Source organism: Stieleria neptunia, from assembly GCF_007754155.1.
In the GTDB taxonomy this organism is placed as follows: domain Bacteria; phylum Planctomycetota; class Planctomycetia; order Pirellulales; family Pirellulaceae; genus Stieleria; species Stieleria neptunia.
In genome coordinates this window covers 249975-265414 of sequence record NZ_CP037423.1, presented here as the reverse complement: position 1 = coordinate 265414, position 15440 = coordinate 249975, and the positions used below count along the sequence as shown (strand labels likewise).

The 15440-nt window shown below is 58.5% G+C and carries 14 protein-coding genes; 8 read left to right on the top strand and 6 right to left on the bottom strand.

All coding sequences use genetic code 11. The features are described 5' to 3' along the window. Positions 1-92 precede the first annotated feature (92 nt). Positions 93-437, bottom strand: a complete 345-nt coding sequence (locus tag Enr13x_RS01020; RefSeq protein WP_145384298.1) for a hypothetical protein — start codon at positions 435-437, stop codon at positions 93-95. Next, a complete protein-coding gene (locus Enr13x_RS01015; RefSeq protein ID WP_145384296.1) occupies positions 437-652 on the bottom strand; it encodes a hypothetical protein in 216 nt (71 codons plus the stop codon). Before Enr13x_RS01015 ends, Enr13x_RS01020 begins: the two co-directional genes overlap by 1 nt. 162 nt (positions 653-814) lie before the next feature. On the opposite strand from Enr13x_RS01015, the gene Enr13x_RS01010 reads away from it, so the two are divergent. After that, positions 815-2320, top strand: coding sequence for a cryptochrome/photolyase family protein (locus Enr13x_RS01010; protein WP_231744028.1), 1506 nt, complete (start codon positions 815-817; stop codon positions 2318-2320). A 270-nt stretch (positions 2321-2590) separates the two neighbouring features. Continuing rightward, a complete protein-coding gene (locus tag Enr13x_RS01005; protein WP_145384292.1) occupies positions 2591-3511 on the top strand; it encodes a hypothetical protein in 921 nt (306 codons plus the stop codon). An 88-nt stretch (positions 3512-3599) separates the two neighbouring features. On the opposite strand, the gene Enr13x_RS01000 is transcribed toward Enr13x_RS01005, so the two are convergent. Beyond that, a complete protein-coding gene (locus Enr13x_RS01000) occupies positions 3600-4748 on the bottom strand; it encodes a WD40 repeat domain-containing protein (protein ID WP_145384289.1) in 1149 nt (382 codons plus the stop codon). 268 nt (positions 4749-5016) lie between these two features. Between Enr13x_RS01000 and Enr13x_RS00995 the strand changes: the two genes are divergently transcribed. From Enr13x_RS00995 to Enr13x_RS00980, 4 genes are all read left to right on the top strand, one after another. Further along, on the top strand, positions 5017-5835 hold the full coding sequence (locus tag Enr13x_RS00995; protein ID WP_197455686.1) for a hypothetical protein: 819 nt from the start codon (positions 5017-5019) through the stop codon (positions 5833-5835). Between the two features lie 171 nt (positions 5836-6006). After that, positions 6007-6456 carry a beta-lactamase hydrolase domain-containing protein gene (locus Enr13x_RS00990; RefSeq protein ID WP_145384285.1) on the top strand — a complete coding sequence of 150 codons (450 nt, stop codon included), beginning with the start codon at positions 6007-6009 and terminating at the stop codon, positions 6454-6456. 29 nt (positions 6457-6485) lie between these two features. After that, positions 6486-7193 carry a class I SAM-dependent methyltransferase gene (locus Enr13x_RS00985; RefSeq protein ID WP_145384283.1) on the top strand — a complete coding sequence of 236 codons (708 nt, stop codon included), beginning with the start codon at positions 6486-6488 and terminating at the stop codon, positions 7191-7193. 283 nt (positions 7194-7476) lie between these two features. Then, the gene (locus Enr13x_RS00980; protein ID WP_145384281.1) at positions 7477-8961 is read left to right on the top strand and encodes a sulfatase family protein; all 1485 of its coding nucleotides are present in this window, start codon (positions 7477-7479) and stop codon (positions 8959-8961) included. A 374-nt stretch (positions 8962-9335) separates the two neighbouring features. Here Enr13x_RS00980 and Enr13x_RS00975 read toward each other — a convergent pair whose 3' ends face one another. Both Enr13x_RS00975 and Enr13x_RS00970 read right to left on the bottom strand, forming a co-directional pair. Further along, on the bottom strand, positions 9336-12026 hold the full coding sequence (locus Enr13x_RS00975; RefSeq protein ID WP_145384279.1) for a right-handed parallel beta-helix repeat-containing protein: 2691 nt from the start codon (positions 12024-12026) through the stop codon (positions 9336-9338). Next, positions 12023-13774 (bottom strand): glycoside hydrolase family 88 protein, encoded by a 1752-nt coding sequence (locus Enr13x_RS00970; RefSeq protein ID WP_145384277.1) that lies wholly within the window; start codon positions 13772-13774, stop codon positions 12023-12025. Before Enr13x_RS00970 ends, Enr13x_RS00975 begins: the two co-directional genes overlap by 4 nt. 172 nt (positions 13775-13946) lie before the next feature. Between Enr13x_RS00970 and Enr13x_RS00965 the strand changes: the two genes are divergently transcribed. Beyond that, positions 13947-14270, top strand: coding sequence for a ribbon-helix-helix domain-containing protein (locus tag Enr13x_RS00965; protein WP_231744027.1), 324 nt, complete (start codon positions 13947-13949; stop codon positions 14268-14270). 4 nt (positions 14271-14274) lie between these two features. Then, complete coding sequence (locus tag Enr13x_RS00960) at positions 14275-14559, top strand: type II toxin-antitoxin system RelE/ParE family toxin (protein WP_145384275.1); 285 nt, start codon at positions 14275-14277, stop codon at positions 14557-14559. Positions 14560-14712: 153 nt separating this feature from the next. On the opposite strand, the gene Enr13x_RS00955 is transcribed toward Enr13x_RS00960, so the two are convergent. Next, the gene (locus Enr13x_RS00955) at positions 14713-15342 is read right to left on the bottom strand and encodes a hypothetical protein (protein WP_145384273.1); all 630 of its coding nucleotides are present in this window, start codon (positions 15340-15342) and stop codon (positions 14713-14715) included. Positions 15343-15440 lie beyond the last annotated feature (98 nt).

The window sequence follows — 15440 nt, the reverse complement described above, 5'->3', positions numbered from 1 at the left end:
CGCCGGAGCAGCGTCCGGCGGATTGCCCCTTCGCGAGAAAGGCTTCCAGCCTGTCGGAACCGAGATGACAGGCTGGAAGCCTATCCCACTGTCTAAAACATTGACCGAACTAACGACAGAAAGGCGATTCGGAAATGCCCAACGCCGACCAGCGAACACAGACCCGACGGCACCCCAAATCCGAGCGAGCCAACCGTCTCACCATCGATCCGCAAGTCCAGTTCATTTTCCGTCCGCACCAACCATTCGCCGACCCGATTGACCTGGGAGCGAAGGGAGATGCCGGGGCCTGTGTTCCGCGTCGCCGTGAGAAGTGACTGCACGTCCGGGAAATCGACGACGATCAATTCCGGTTTCGCGGTGATCGTAAAGCAACGTCCCTGGACTTCAAATTCCAACAAGCCCTCCAGCGTCAACGCATCACGATTGTCCACCATCAGCTCGCTTGGCCGGCGGCAGCATCGCGGGTCGAGATCCGGATCGTTCCGTTCATCTTCCAATGGGCGCTCGGCGCATTCGGTGCGGTGGAACTGGGAACATTTAGTTCAAATTCGTCAAACGAGTAGCTGATCTCGGCATTGCGGCCGGTCAACTTGTCGTACAGTCCGATCGCCAATTCGGGCCAGTTCTTCGTGTTTTGTGCTTCAGCCATGTCAATCTCCGTGTGTAGAAGTGGTTTGTTTGCCCGGCGAAACTCTATGGGCGTGACAAGCGACGTGCAGATTCGCACACGACGGATGACTGAGAATTTCCGTTGGGCTACAGTGCAATCTCGGGATCACGCTGTCCCGAATCACAGCCCGCCCGCCCCGAGGTGACAACGTTGATCCTGGCCATCCTTCCCAATCAACTGTTTTCCAATCATCCAGGACTGCGTCAGAAACCGTCGCAGGTGCTGTTGCTGGAGGACTCGTTGTTCTTTGGTGACTGGCGATACCCGGCAAAGTTTCACAAGCAAAAACTATGGCTGCATCGTGCGACGATGAAACGCTATGAAGCCGATTTGATCGACAAGGGTTTCCGCACTCGCTACGTCGACTACGACAGAGAGACCCCCAAGCTAACGGATCAAATTAAGCAAGCGATTCCGGCGAAAGAGCGCAAGGGCCAAACGTTTGCGATCGCCCATCCGACCGATTTCATCTTTGAAAAACGTGTGCGAGAGGCTTGTGACGAACTGGAGATGGAATTGAAGTTTCTTTCCAACCCCGGATTCCTGAACACGCCCGAGCAGAACAGCGAGTATCGGTCCGAGAAAAACCGTTGGTTCATGGCCGACTTTTACAAATGGCAACGAAAGCGTCTGGACGTGTTGATGGACGGTGACGAACCGGTCGGCGATCAGTGGAGTTTTGACGAGGACAATCGCAACAAGGTCCCCAAGCGAGAACTCTCCTCGATCCCGGCGGTTCCAGAACCCAAACGCGACCGGTTTGACGAAGAAGCAGTGAGCTACGTTCAAGAGCGATTCGACGATCATCCGGGCACGCTCGACACGCTGTATTACCCCACGTCCGGCGCCTCGGCGCGGTACTGGTTGAAACAATTCTTGGACAAGCGACTGACTAAGTTTGGCGACTATGAAGACGCCATCGTGGAGGGCGAGTCGTGGCTGTGGCACAGTGTGTTGACGCCGTCGCTGAACATCGGCTTGCTGACGCCGGACGAAGTGCTCCGAAAGACGTTGAACTACGCCGAAGACCATGACGTGCCGCTGAATTCATTGGAAGGATTTGTGCGACAAATCATCGGTTGGCGCGAGTTCATTCGCGCCACCTACCAAGACTTGGGCGTCAAGATGCGGACGACCAATCATTGGCGACACCATCGACCGATGCCGAACTGTTTCTACGACGCGACAACGGGCATCGACCCGATCGATGAAACCATCCGACGCGTCTTGCAAACCGGCTACTGTCACCATATCGAACGATTGATGGTGCTGGGCGGTTTTATGTTCCTGTGCGAAATCGACCCCGATGACATCTATCGCTGGTTCATGGAACTGTTCATCGACAGCTATGACTGGGTGATGGTCCCCAACGCCTATGCGATGAGTCAAAATGCAGACGGCGGGCTGATCACCACCAAACCCTACTTCTCGGGTTCGTCGTACATTCGCAAGATGAGCCATTACAAATCCGCGCCCTGGTGCGACGTCTGGGACGGACTGTACTGGCGATGGATTTGGAACCACCACCAGGAACTGGGCAAGAATCCCCGCTGGGCGATGATGTGCAGCATGGCGAAAAAGATGGACGCCGACAAACGCGAGCAACACCTGGAGAACGCGGAACGTTTTTTGGACGGCCTGGAGTAGAGGATCGCGGGAAAGAGGTGGCAGAATGATCCGTGGCAGAATGATGACAACGCAGAACCCTGCCCCCTGCCCCCTGTCTCCTTGTCTCCTTGTCTCCTTGTCTCCTTGTCTCCTTGTCTCCTTGTCTCCTTGTCTCCTTGTCTCCTTGTCTCCGTGTCTCCGTGTCTCCGTGTCTCCTCTCCATCCAATTTGCCCCCTCAACATCGATCGACTACTGTAACGATCACCCCGCCCCCCGCCCCCGTCCCTTGATTGCCCGAGACCCCCGTCGTGACGTCCATCATCCGGCTTCTTCTGCTTGGGATCGCCCTGCTGAGTATCCACTCGCGCGTGTCGGCCGCGATCATTGACGGATTGGACCCGGAGCGTCACGACAGATTTCTGAGTGACGGGGAGCCCAATCCGTCTTTCCTGGTCGACGAGTCACTGCTCTCCGGCGTTGCACTGCATGGTGCCGTCTTGATCACACCCCGTCACTATGTGACAGCCGCCCATGCCAGTCCGACCGAAGTGACCTTCCGCGGTACCGACGGGATCGAGCGAACGTACCAATCGGCGAGTTCCCAAGACTTGACGACGGTGATTCCCGGGCAGCCATCGGCATTCAGCGATATCCGTCTTCACACGTTGGCGTCCGATGTCGCCCCGAGCGTCGTCCCCGTTCCGATCGTGGTGGGAGCTTTGGACGCGTTGATCGGCCGAACGTTGTTTGCCATGGATGCCCAAATGCGGGCCGGTCGCAACGTGATCGACGCGATTGGTGTCGTGGAGTTTGAGGACGGCAGCCGCGATTCATGGACCGTTCAGTTTTCGTACGACACCGACACCAACGGAGGGACAGGCGGTCTGGGACGCGACGAGATCGGATTGCTCAGCGGCGACTCTGGCAGCGCCGCCCTGATCGAGATCGACGGACAGATCGGGCTGATCGGCACACACATGGGGATCGATGTGCCTGCAGGGGCAAATGCCGGTGCGGGCGATCGATACGACAGTTTTTCGACGCTTGTCGGGGCTTATGAAGACGAACTCTCCAGTCTCGTCTCTGCGCAAGGTTATTCGCTTGGGACTCTCTCGATCACCGCAGTCCCCGAACCGACCGCCTGCGGTTTCCTGTTGGCCGTCTGGGCACCGGTGGGACTTGGACGCCGGCGACGCAACATGAGATCGACTGGCAATCCAGTGGGATAGGCTTCCAGCCTGTCAATCCAGTGGGATAGGCTTCCAGCCTGTCAATGCTGCAACGACAGGCTGGAAGCCTCTCCCACTTGCCCCCCGTTCACTCGCTCGCTCGTAAGGTCACGATCTCCGCCGACTCGGGCTGGTCGTCGGAATGGGTGACCAATAACAACGCGCCATCCTCTCCGCTGAACGCGGTCGCACTGGGCAGCCCCAGTTGAAAGTTTTGCAATCGAATGCCGGTCGCGGTGGACCACAGCGAGGCCACGCCGCTGCCATCGACGAGCGAAACGTGGTTGCCATCGGGGCTGATCGCCAACCAGAACACGTAGTTTCCGTTGTCGATTTTCGTGACGGGCGTCCAGGTTTCCACGTCAAAGATCGTCGTTGCGTAGGGATAGTATTCGCGCGTCCCGTGATACATCGCCACGGCCACCCGATCGCCGCCCGGGCTCAATGCAAACGCGAGCGTTTGACAATCCTCCCTGGCCACGACCTCTTGCACCACCTTCCCGGACTCCGCATCCCAGACGCACAAATGGGAGTTCGCGGTGTCGGAATCGGCAGCCCCGATCAACTGATTTTTCGTGGGGTGGAAAACGAATCGATCGTCGTTGGCCGTGCCCGCGGTTCGCTCCAATTCGATCAACGGCGTTCCCGTTTCACAGTCAAAGATCCACAGCCCGGGATCTCCATCGGGCGGTTGAAGCGACGTCGCGACCCGCGCTCCGTCACTGCTGATCGCGACAAAACGGCGAGATTGCAGACGAACATCGGGCAGCGTGATGGTCGTGACCAACCGCGAATCGCGAAGGTCCCAGACGCGGACGTCCGTCGCACCGGCGGCGGCCAAAAAGTGTCCGTCGCGGCTGAAGTCCAAGTGCGGCGGCGTGCGGGAACCCACCACCGCCAGCGGCCCCGCCGTGGGCGTTCCCGTTTGCACGTCGATGACGGTGATCTGTGATTCAAGCTCTTCATCGACGCCACTGGCCCGTTTTGACAAATAGGCAGCCCATTGCCCATCGGCCGAAAACGCCAGGATCGGTCGTGACCCGACATCGGGCAGCGAGACCAACGGAAGCGACAAGGGCTGAGTCGCCGCGACCGTGTATTTCTGAAACCGCAGCGTCTCCAGGGGCGGAAAGATCATCCAAACACAGAAAGCCACGATCGCGATTGAAATGATGGCAAAGCGAATCAAGCGACCCAGCGACCGCGGCTTGTCGGGCGCCGAAGCGGAGGAATTCATGGTCGTTCTCGTCGATGGAGTGTGATGCGGTCAGCGGATCGTTGTACGACGTCCTTTCAAGGTCGTCGGGGCGAGCCCTCCGGACGACGGTCCGGAAGGGCCATCGTACCTGCGAAAAGCAGTCGTCGTCAGCGGGACAGCCCCTCAAGGCTGGACACCAACCATTGCTGAGCCCCGCCGATCGCATCTGGCACCATTTGCGATTCAGCCTATATTGATGCATACCCGTTTCCCATCGCCTTCCCCCCTGGCCCTAGTGATTGACGCAATGCCTGCGCTGACCATGATCGTCTCCGCCGCGGCGATCATCTTGCTCGTCAAGTACGGGTTGCTGCGCGGCATCGACCACATCGCCGGGGCGATGAATTGGAGCGCCAAGGCGCGGGGCCAATTGACCGGATACGCGACCTCCGTGCCCGAATTGGTCTGCCTGGTCGCCGCGGGGCTGGCCGGCGTCTGGGAAGCGGGGCTGTGGAACATCGCCAGTTCCAACATCATCAACGTCGTCCTGATGCTGTTGGCGGTCACCTTTTACCGGCAATTCGGCAAGCTGTTCAACATCCGATTTCTCGACGAAATTGTGTTTGCCGGCTTGGCGGTCGCCGTCCCGATCGTGCTGATGAAATTGGGCATGGACAGCCAGTGGTACCTGGTTCCCGTCCTGCTGGGTTTCTTTGTCGTCTATCAATTGGTGGACAGGCGAGTCAATCGCCCCGCCAAAGAAAAAGAGGAGTCGCTGGAGGCGGTCGGCAATCTGCACCTCGGAATCACGTTGGGGGTGACCACGTTGATCGCCATTGCGGTTGCCGGGATGTTTTTAGGCGATGCGACCGCAACGGTCGTCGATGAGCTGAAAGTGCACCCGGCCATCGCCGGTTGGATTCTCGGCGTCGTCACCAGCATCCCAGAAATGGTCAGCTTCTTTGCCGTCTACGCGGCCTCCAAACGGGATGGACAACTCGGTGAGCTGAACGACACCCAAGAAGCCCTCGACAACCTGACCGGTTCCAACATGGCCAATGTGGGATTCGTCTACCCGGTTGGCCTGTTCGCCTACTTGATGGCGTTGATTTTCTGGGCCGGTTAGCCCGCTGCACCCTCGGCAACCACCCTGATTGCCCAGAGACCAAGCGTGCCGACGATTTCCGGCCGCAATCGCCGCAATCGGCCGTCGGTACGTCAGTTGCTCCTTGCACGGATTGAACCGCCACCGCGCGAATCGACGCCGTGGCATGAGATTCATTCAAAGGAGCCCCTTATGCAAGACAAGATGAAAATCAACGACAACGTCACCGTCGGCGCCCAACCGAGCGAAGACGAACTCCGCCAACTCGATCAACAGGGTTACAAATCGGTGATCAACTTCCGCGGCGAAGGTGAAGACGATCAGCCCCTTTCACCAGACGCCGAAGGAGCGAAGGTGACAGCCCAAGGCATGAACTACCTGCACGTCCCCGTCGCGATGGGCTCGATGGAAAACAAGCTGGTCGATCAGTTTCGCGACAAGTACGTCTCGCTGCCCAAACCCGTGTTCGCCCACTGCAAGAGCGGCAAGCGGGCCGGGGCGATGGTGATGATGCACCTGGCCGCCGAACAGGGAATGAGCGGCGAACAGACACTTCAAAAGGCCGAGCAGATGGGATTCGAGTGTGAACAGGAAGAGCTTCGACAGTTCGTCAAAAACTATGTCGACAACCATTCCAAGTAGTCTCCTTTCTCCCTGCAAACGGACTCCCCATGCCCACCGCCATTTCCCCCGCCGGTCGATCCGGATCGTCCCCCTCCGTTCCCGCTTTGGCCCCGCCTGACTCGGCACCGCCTGACTCGGCACCGTCTGACTCGGCCCCGCCTTCGTTCGCCGAGCGGGTTTGGTGCGTGTTGAAAGCGTGGGTGCGGAACCCGACGGAGGTCGCCACGCTTTGCCCCAGTTCGCCGTTCTTGAGGGAACACCTGGCCGATCGCGATTGTGTCCGCCAGGCAAGTCGCGTCATCGAGCTTGGACCGGGAGACGGTGGAACGACGCAAGCCCTGTTGGCGTCGATGCGCGACGACGCCCGGTTGCTGGCGATCGAGAAAACGGATGCCTTCGCCGAATCGCTCGGTGCCATCAACGACCCGCGGCTGACCGTTGAAATCGCCGACGCGTGCGATCTGATCGAGATCGTGACACGGCACGATTTCGGCAAGGCCGACGTGGCGATCTCGGGGATCCCTTTCAGCCACTTGCCGCCGATGGTCGCCAAGCAGATCACCCAATCGGTCCACGAAGTCCTTCGCCCCGGCGGCGTGTTCATCGCCTATCAATTGGCGTCCGATGTGAAAGACTACGCCCGCCCGTTGTTCGGTCCCCCCAAGACAGAAATCATCCCGGTGAACCTGCCGCCACTTCAGTCGTTTGTCTGGACCAAGATCGAAAACGATCAATCGGACGCCGCAGAGGGGTGAACGGCCTATTGATTGAGTGAGCCGCGGGCGCGTCAGCGGCCGGGCGTTCTGGCGCCCGCCCGAGGCCTTACGGCCGGCGGCTCACCGTGGACGCAACAGATCCGGACTAAATCAACGGGCCGTTGACGAGTTCCGCTACTGAAAGAAACGACGCGGCGACAAACTTTTCAACGCAAATCTTCGTCGGCTGGCAAGACTGATCCGATCGGCGGATCTACCATGCCTCAGCGAGCGTAGCTACGATAGACGTCCACCACTCGTTGACCCTTTCGGTTCTCATCACATGACAAAATTGCTCTTTCGGCAACCTGATCGCTTGCCCCAGATCGCGACGCTGATCACCACAGTGCTTTTGGCATGCTGTGCCTGCCAGGCCCGGGCGGATCGTCCCAATATCTTATGGATCTATGTCGACGACATGAGCGACTGGATGGGTTGCTACGGCGACACGGTTGCCGAAACGCCCCACATCGACAGCCTGGCCGACGGCGGCGTGATGTTCACCCGTGCCTACATGCCGGCGCCGGTGTGTTCGACCACCCGATCGGCTTTGATCACCGGTACGATGCAGACGACCCACGGTCTGCATCAACATCGCACGATGATCAAAAAACCGTTGCCCGACGGGGTGGTGACCGTCCCGGAACTGTTTCGAGATGCCGGTTACCTGACGTTCAACGAAGCAAAAGACGACTACAACTTCGCCCGCGATCGCGACATCCTGTACTCGCCGGATTTCAATCGCCCGTCGCGCAAACAAGTCAACAGCCACATGATCGGCCGCGACGTGTCCTGGTTGAAACAATTGCAAGGCAAACCGTTCTTCGGCCAAATTCAACTCAAGGGCGGCAAGATCGAAGGCGAAACGGGATCCAAATACCCGGCGCCCAGCCGGGTCACCGAAGACCAGGTGACTGTGCCGCCGCAGTATCCCGATCACCCCGTGTTCCGAAACGCCATCGCACGGCACTACGAACAGATCGCCGAAACCGACGCACAAGTCGGAGCCATCCTGTCGGCGTTGAAGCAGTACGGCCTGTGGGACAACACCGCCGTGTTCTTCTTCACCGACCACGGCAGCCCGCTGCCGCGAGCCAAACAGTTCTTGTACGAGGACGGCACCAAGGTTCCCCTGGTGGTCCACTGGCCGAGCGGCACCGATCGGATCGCCCGGCGTGGTCAAACACGGTCGGACCTGGTCAGCGGAATCGACATCACCACAACGTCTCTCGGGCTGGCGGGAATCGACATCCCCGCGTTCATGGAGGGACGCGATCTGTTCGCCGACGACTTTCAACCACGTCGGTACGTGATCTCAGCCCGCGACCGGATGGGCAACGCAATCGACCGCATCCGTACCGTGCGTTCGGGCAACTTTCGCTACATCCGAAACTACAAAACCGATCGCGCCCTGTACCAGCCACAGTACCGCGAAAACTATGCCACGTTCACCACACTTCGCAAGCTGCTCGCCGCCGGGAAACTCAGCCCGTTGCAGGCGTCCTATTACGACGCGGAACATCGCCCCGAAGAAGAGCTGTACGATCTGAGAACGGATCCCCACCAGACGATCAACCTGGCGATGAAAACCGAATACGATTCCGTGCTGAAAGAACATCGCCGGCAACTGCAACGGTGGCAGGACGCGACCGACGACAAGGGACGCTATCCCGAAAGCCGCGAGTCGTTGCGGTTGGTGTTCAAATCGTCCGCAGGCAGATGTGTTTCGCCGGAGTATGACTTTCTGAAGCCAGAGTCAACGAAGTAACCAACGTGGGATAGGCTTCCAGCCTGTCAACGTGGGATAGGCTTCCAGCCTGTCAGCCCCCGCACAGAGGTCGTGCAGTTTTCGTGCGCCACCCTCGTGGCAGTCCCTGGTATCACCACAACTGAAGAAACCCTCCCTGGCAGGGAGGGTCGAGCGCAGCGAGGGGAGGGTCGATTGGTTGTGACGGAGTGATCGTAGCGCAAGGCGCCAAGACTTTTGCAGCGCCGGCCCTCTCTGGCGTTTGCTTGCTGCGCAAACGCCGTCTCTCCCAGAGGGAGAGAATCGACGTCCCAAAGGGAGTGTGACTCCACTTCAATGATGAACGGCCGGCATCTCTTTCCACGTGGGTCGTCACGGCTGCTCGTCAAACAGTCTCACTCGTTCTGCATCTCGACGTCATCCAAGTAGAACGCGCCGTCGCTGCGTGCCGACGCGATGAAACCGACCCAACGCGTCTCGGTCCAATCGGGATCACACGTTAGATCGCCGACTTCGTGCCGCCGCCCATCGGGCAATTCAAACGTCGCCTGCCAACCACCGTTGGGCTGTCCTTGAATTGCCTCCATCGTGACGTGCAACCACGTCCCCGCTTCGATGTCGAACAGTTTTTGGCCGCGGCTGTGCACCGCCGTTCCGCTGAACTGCAAACTCGGCCCCGTTTGATAGGGTTGGGTCTTGCTGCGCCATTCGCAGGCCACCGCGACGCCCGGTTCCAGACGGATGCGGAAACTCAGTCGCGATTTCCCCTGCGTGTAATGGGGATCCCAATAGAAATGCGGATTGAACGCGGCCCGCATATCCGCCGCGTCTTGGACCTTGAAACAATGCCCGTTGCCGCCGGGCGTTGGCACCACCGAAAACAGTGACTTTCGGCCTTCGTCGGACAACGTCGCCAGACTCACCAGCGACAGCGGATGTTCGGTTTCAAAGTCATCGCGAACGTCGACCGCAGCCGGCGGTGGAACCTGATAAGGTTCGGGATAGGTTGTCGCCGCGGCCAGATCCTTCCAAGCCTGGTCACCTTGAACGCCGGCCAACGTGGTGTCGAAGGGGACAAAGCCGATCGAGGATGCGGGCGATCCGGGCCGCAATCTGAAATCGCGCCGGTCAACATCGACAAACATCGGATCGGTGATGATCGAATTCTGATCATGGCCGGCGTCGCGCCATTGCTGCCACGTCTTGCCGGCAAAGTCAAAGGGCTGGCCACCGGTGCGCCAGTACAGGTTGTGGTTCATCGAAACGTTGGCACCGTTGTTCCAACCCGAATACCCGAGCAACCGACCATCGTCAAAGTAAACCAAATTGCGCTCGAATGTAAACGAGAGATGCGGCTCTGCCCGCGTCACCGCAACCTGGCCTTCCTCGCTGAACGCCAGAATGTTATTGCGGACGATATTTTCGCGACCGTAGTGCTGATGAAATCCTCCGTCGCGAACGTCGTACACCAGGTTGTTTTCAAACACGATGTGGGAACTGCCCTCGTCGGGATACAGCCCCCAACCGCCGTAACGGGTCGCGTAGACGTCATGGATCACGTTGCCGCTGACGCTCGTGCCCTCCGATGGCCCCAACGTGTACACGCCTCCCATGTCGCTGAGAATGCGGTACCCGATGTGATGCAAATGGTTGGACTCGATGCGGTTGCGTTTCGCTCCGCTATCGGCATACCCCCAACGCCAGCCGACCGAAACGGCGGTGTAATAAAAGTCGGCGATATCGCAGTGGGTGATCGCGTTGTCGCTGCTGTGTCCGATCCAGACACCGACGGCGCACGGCAAGATTCGTCCGCCGCGGTGCAGGATGCAGTTGTCGACCGCGATTCCCGACGTGCGTACCGGTTCGGGAACCAACCGTGTCTCGCCGATTCGCACGGCGCTGACGCCGACATCAAAGACTCGCGTTCGTTCGACGCGACAATCGCGACACGCCCGACGAAACCAAAACCCGCTGCCGCCGATGTGTTCGACCGCGCAATCGATGAAGCGAATCCCGCGGGCGCCATCAAGCTGGACCGCGGTGGCGTCGACGTTCATCGCCGCCTGATTCGGGCGAATGCCTTCATCGGGAATGCGATACTCGGCGTGCCGCAGGGCCAGCCCTTCGAAATGAATGTGCAGAACGCGCCGCTGGGGATCATCCTCGTCACCCTGGAATTCGAACAACCGCGGCAGCGCGGCAGCGACCGCGTTGACCGTCTCGATCGTCTCGCCCTCGCGCGGACGATAAAACAACCATCCCTGTCGATCCAAAAACCATTCCCCGGCGGCATCGAGTGCACCGAAATCGTTTTCCAGAAAGTACAAACAATCACGTTTCATCGGATTGTGAGACTTCATCGGTGAGCCATGGGTCGTGAACAAGCCGTCACCGGGCGAGCACGATTGCAACCATTCACGCGTCGTGTCCCATTTGTGATACACGACGACTTGAACATCGTGGAGCGCATCCGAATCCGTGTCTTGCAGCGAATCCAAGTCGCTTGCCCGCGTGGCGAAGGTATGCTTCAATCTCGGCGACGACGCTTCGACGGGCGTTTCACCGACGCCCAACAAGGTGAAAAACTCACCATCGTTCGGCGTCCTCGCTCGCGTGGCCCGGCGCCCGTTGACCCACAATTGTTCAAATCGCCAGGCGTCACCCTCGCCGGATCGCGGCACCGCAACACGTGTCTTCCACAGCCCTGGATGTTCGGGATCACGTTGCCAGCCATCGATTCGACGTCCGCCGGACAAGACCACTTCGCCGGACTCCCCGCGATAACGCACCGGATGTTCCGACGACGCCCCCGAATCGGCTGCGGTAAACCTGATCGTTTGACTCAGTCGATAATGACCGGCCCGCAGATGAACGGTCACAGCTTGATCGCCACCGGCGGCACGAACATCACGAACCGCCTGCTGGGCTCGCGAGATCGAAGCAAACGGTTGCTCCGATGTCCCCGTTTGCGAATCCAGCCCCGTCGGGGAAACATAAATATGGACGCCCGAATCGTCGGCCATCGTGGGAGTTGCGAGCAGCAACCCGAGCACCAACAAAACGCAGCGACACGTCAAACCCATCATTGCTTCTCCCAATATGCGATCTCGGTTGCAACCAGCAATGCCATGGCGCCCCCGCGGTCATCACGACCGAGAATCGCCGTGCGGTCATGATAGTCTCGAACCGTTTTCTGTTTTCCTGTCCCGGTGCAGACATCGACGAGTTGTCCGCTCGAGCCGATCCGTGACTTGATCGCCCGCCAAGATTTCTCCACCACGGGCGTCCATTCCCGTGCGTCAATCCAACCCTGTCGCAGACCGCGAACGATGGCGAACGTGATCATACAGGTGCTGGTGAACTCTCGGTAACTCTCTTCACGATCGATCACTTGATGCCAAGCCCCCGTCGGGTCCTGATGTTCTTTCAAAGCCTGTAAATGGTCTCGATACGAATTCAAGCACACCCGATGAGCCTGCGTGTCCGCGGGAAGTGCGCTCAACGACAACGCCATTCCCAACGCCGGAAAACCGTTGCCGCGTCCCCAGGCGGCTTCATTGAGCGGCGAGTGACGGTACAGGCCGTCATCGCGGAGGCAGAGCGTCTGCATGAACTGCAAGTGCCGCACGCATTGATCAAAATACTTTGATTCTTCGGTCAGTGCACCGACCTCGGCCAGAATCGCGCAGCCCATAAACACCGAATCGCTCATTTCATTGTGAAACGGCATCGACTCTTTCGGCTGACCGTTGGCGTCGAAACCGTCATCGGCTGCCTTCTTCGCCAACGCCGTCCAGCGGCTATCACCGCTGCGTCGGGCGAGTTGCGAAAAAACGAGATGTCCCGACAACGTGCTGCCGTTCGATTTGGGCGGCATGGATTCCCGTTCGCCGCTCAGATACGGATCGCCCAGCTTGATTGCATCGCGCAACAGTTGGGGATCGTTCGTCAATTCGCCCAGCCGCATCCGGCCGATGACGGCCAACGCGGGAATGTACTGGACGCTATCGAGTTGATGCCCATAGACGACCGACAGTTCCCGAGCTATTTCAAGCGGCGATCGCGACAGCCGACGCTTGATCTCGTTGCGGGCCTCCGAATGCGGCCGAGCCATCGACAAACGATCCAAGGCAGCGGTGATCCATGGAATCGCGTGGCGACTGCCGGTTTGCAACGCTGGAATCGATCCCACCCCCGATGCCTGGTGCTGGTTTAACGCGGCGACCAGCGAGTCCGGCGGGGCCGTCCGATCACTGATGTCCAACCCATGGGACTGCAATTCTTTCAACAGTTTTGCCGGCTGGTTGGGGTAAACCCATTCGTCGTTGCCGACGGCCCGAAGATCGATTACCAGATCCGGCGCGTGCATGCCGATCCACCGCCAAAGATAGTGGGCGACGTCGTTGTCCGGTTGGTTGTAAGCGTTTCCACGCGGAGGAAACGACTGCGCATGGATCGTTTCGCGATCCAACGCGTCGGGACGCGCGCAAGGGACGCAGGAAACGGTGTAACGCTGCGAAAGTTTCGATTCCTTTTGAAAGGCGACCATCGCCTCGAGCGCCAGTCGAACCGATGCGAGCTGCCCATCAAGTCCACCGATCAGCAGAATGTGAAACTTCTTCGAGTCGGCATCCAGGCTTTCGGGGGAAAGCAAACAAGGGATCGGCGTGTCCGCGCGGGTGACTCCGATCGCCGACCGAACGACGCCTGCGATGGGATATTGCGAAATCGCTTCGTCGAGGGCGTTAGCCGCGGGGGATTCACCGCGAACAGTGGAACCGAGCAAAACGCAAGACGCGATGGCCGTCACCAGATGGAAGAGTTGAAGATTCATCGTGGAAAGCGGAAGGAAGGTCAACGAAAATCGAACGGGTCACATTTCGAAGTCACTCTCCTGGCAGGGGTCGAGCGAAGCAAGGGGAGGCGTCCGAATAAGTGTAACCAGTCCAGTGTGACGTCAGCGAGTTTGCGTTCCCAGTGGACACGCCCAAAGCGTAGGAAGTAAAATGACGAAGAAGAAATCTAATTTAGACCGTGCGTCGGAACGACGTCGTGTGCCCCAATTGCGGCGGAGACAAACAATGAACTTCAACTTACCGGTCGAAGCTAACGATTATGTTAAAAGCCTTGTCGCACAGGGTAGGTACCAATCGGAAGAAGAAGCAGTTATCGAGGGCATTCGATTATTGAAGGGACGTGAAGAACTTCGAGCGAAAATCGCGGTTGGCGTGAGCCAGCTTGATCATAGCGAGTCATTTGATGAACTGACCGTGTTCGCCGACGTCGAAGAAGAAATTCGCCGTGCAGAGTCGTCGGGCAATCAAGGATAGGTTGATGCCTAGACTTCGTTATTCCGCAGCATCGAAAGAAGACCTTACAGAGATCGCACGATTCATCGCTAAAGACAAGCCAGACGCCGCACGGAAATGGGTAGCGAAGCTCCGCCAGAGGTGTCGATTGGCTGCAAAGCATCCGGACATCGGTGATGATCGCAGCGATCTTGGCGAGCGCATTCGTTCCACCTATGTGGGAAGCTACATCATCTTTTTCCGTGAGAACGATGACACATTGGAAATTGTTCGCATTCTACGCGGAGATCTGGAGTACCCGTTTCTTTAAGTGGCGTATCGCCGGCTTTTGCTCCAAAGTAGTGAATCGCAGAATGCCGCGGCAGAGAAACGTATGCCTCGCCAGCCGATTGATTAGATGTTATTTCCTAACGTACTCGATTGCACGAAATGTCACGCTCAAGCAGCTCCGTCTCAATAGCGCTCAATCGATACGGACTGCCCACACCCGAAAGCTTGGATCGTGAGCCTTCGTTCCTTCCAGAACGCGTCCGTTTGGCGAAAGCGTGACCCGATCCGGGGGAATCCGTTTCCACCGGAATTCGTAGGTTCGCGTCTGCGGATCGACCAATCGCCAAGTCCCCGCCCCATTGGTTTGTCCACTGACAAGATTCTTGATATCCACACCGTTGTTCCAACGCCAGGTCCCCAAGATGTCCGGGGATCCAGCTGGCCCCGAACTGATCTCTTTCGTTGACGGCTGGTTCGGCGGAACAATCTCGGTTGCTTCGATTCGTTCCATGTGATCGCGGATGGCAACGGCGATGTCGAGCTCGCCCTTCTCGGTATGGGCCTTCTTTTGCTTGTTCAACCGCCGCACCAGCGTTTCACGGAGCGATTTTCGTTCTTGAATGTACGATTGTTCCAAGCGATCACGGGCGTCCAGAAAGCGCCTGTCGATCGATCGGATATCGGTTGCATGTTGGTCCAGCTCGGCGGCAACAAGATTCTCGGATGACTGAACCTCCGGAAGTTTGTCATCCGCGATCGACGCGACGTTTGGCTGAAGAAAAAAGGCAACACTCGCGAGGAATGTAAATGTCCGCAGGCTCACTGTTCTTCTCCACTTGGCACCGATGCTGTGATCATGACCCGACTATTCTGGCAAGTTCTTGACCACCAATCCAGTAAAAACCGCGTTAAAACCCCGCA

Bases quoted from the DNA above. Each gene is read 5' to 3' on its own strand.
- Enr13x_RS01020 (WP_145384298.1), bottom strand. From the start codon at position 437: ATGGTGGACAATCGTGATGCGTTGACGCTGGAGGGCTTGTTGGAATTT.
- Enr13x_RS01015 (WP_145384296.1), bottom strand. From the start codon at position 652: ATGGCTGAAGCACAAAACACGAAGAACTGGCCCGAATTGGCGATCGGA.
- Enr13x_RS01000 (WP_145384289.1), bottom strand. From the start codon at position 4,748: ATGAATTCCTCCGCTTCGGCGCCCGACAAGCCGCGGTCGCTGGGTCGC.
- Enr13x_RS00995 (WP_197455686.1), top strand. From the start codon at position 5,017: ATGCCTGCGCTGACCATGATCGTCTCCGCCGCGGCGATCATCTTGCTC.
- Enr13x_RS00990 (WP_145384285.1), top strand. From the start codon at position 6,007: ATGCAAGACAAGATGAAAATCAACGACAACGTCACCGTCGGCGCCCAA.
- Enr13x_RS00985 (WP_145384283.1), top strand. From the start codon at position 6,486: ATGCCCACCGCCATTTCCCCCGCCGGTCGATCCGGATCGTCCCCCTCC.
- Enr13x_RS00980 (WP_145384281.1), top strand. From the start codon at position 7,477: ATGACAAAATTGCTCTTTCGGCAACCTGATCGCTTGCCCCAGATCGCG.
- Enr13x_RS00975 (WP_145384279.1), bottom strand. From the start codon at position 12,026: ATGATGGGTTTGACGTGTCGCTGCGTTTTGTTGGTGCTCGGGTTGCTG.
- Enr13x_RS00970 (WP_145384277.1), bottom strand. From the start codon at position 13,774: ATGAATCTTCAACTCTTCCATCTGGTGACGGCCATCGCGTCTTGCGTT.
- Enr13x_RS00965 (WP_231744027.1), top strand. From the start codon at position 13,947: ATGACGAAGAAGAAATCTAATTTAGACCGTGCGTCGGAACGACGTCGT.
- Enr13x_RS00960 (WP_145384275.1), top strand. From the start codon at position 14,275: ATGCCTAGACTTCGTTATTCCGCAGCATCGAAAGAAGACCTTACAGAG.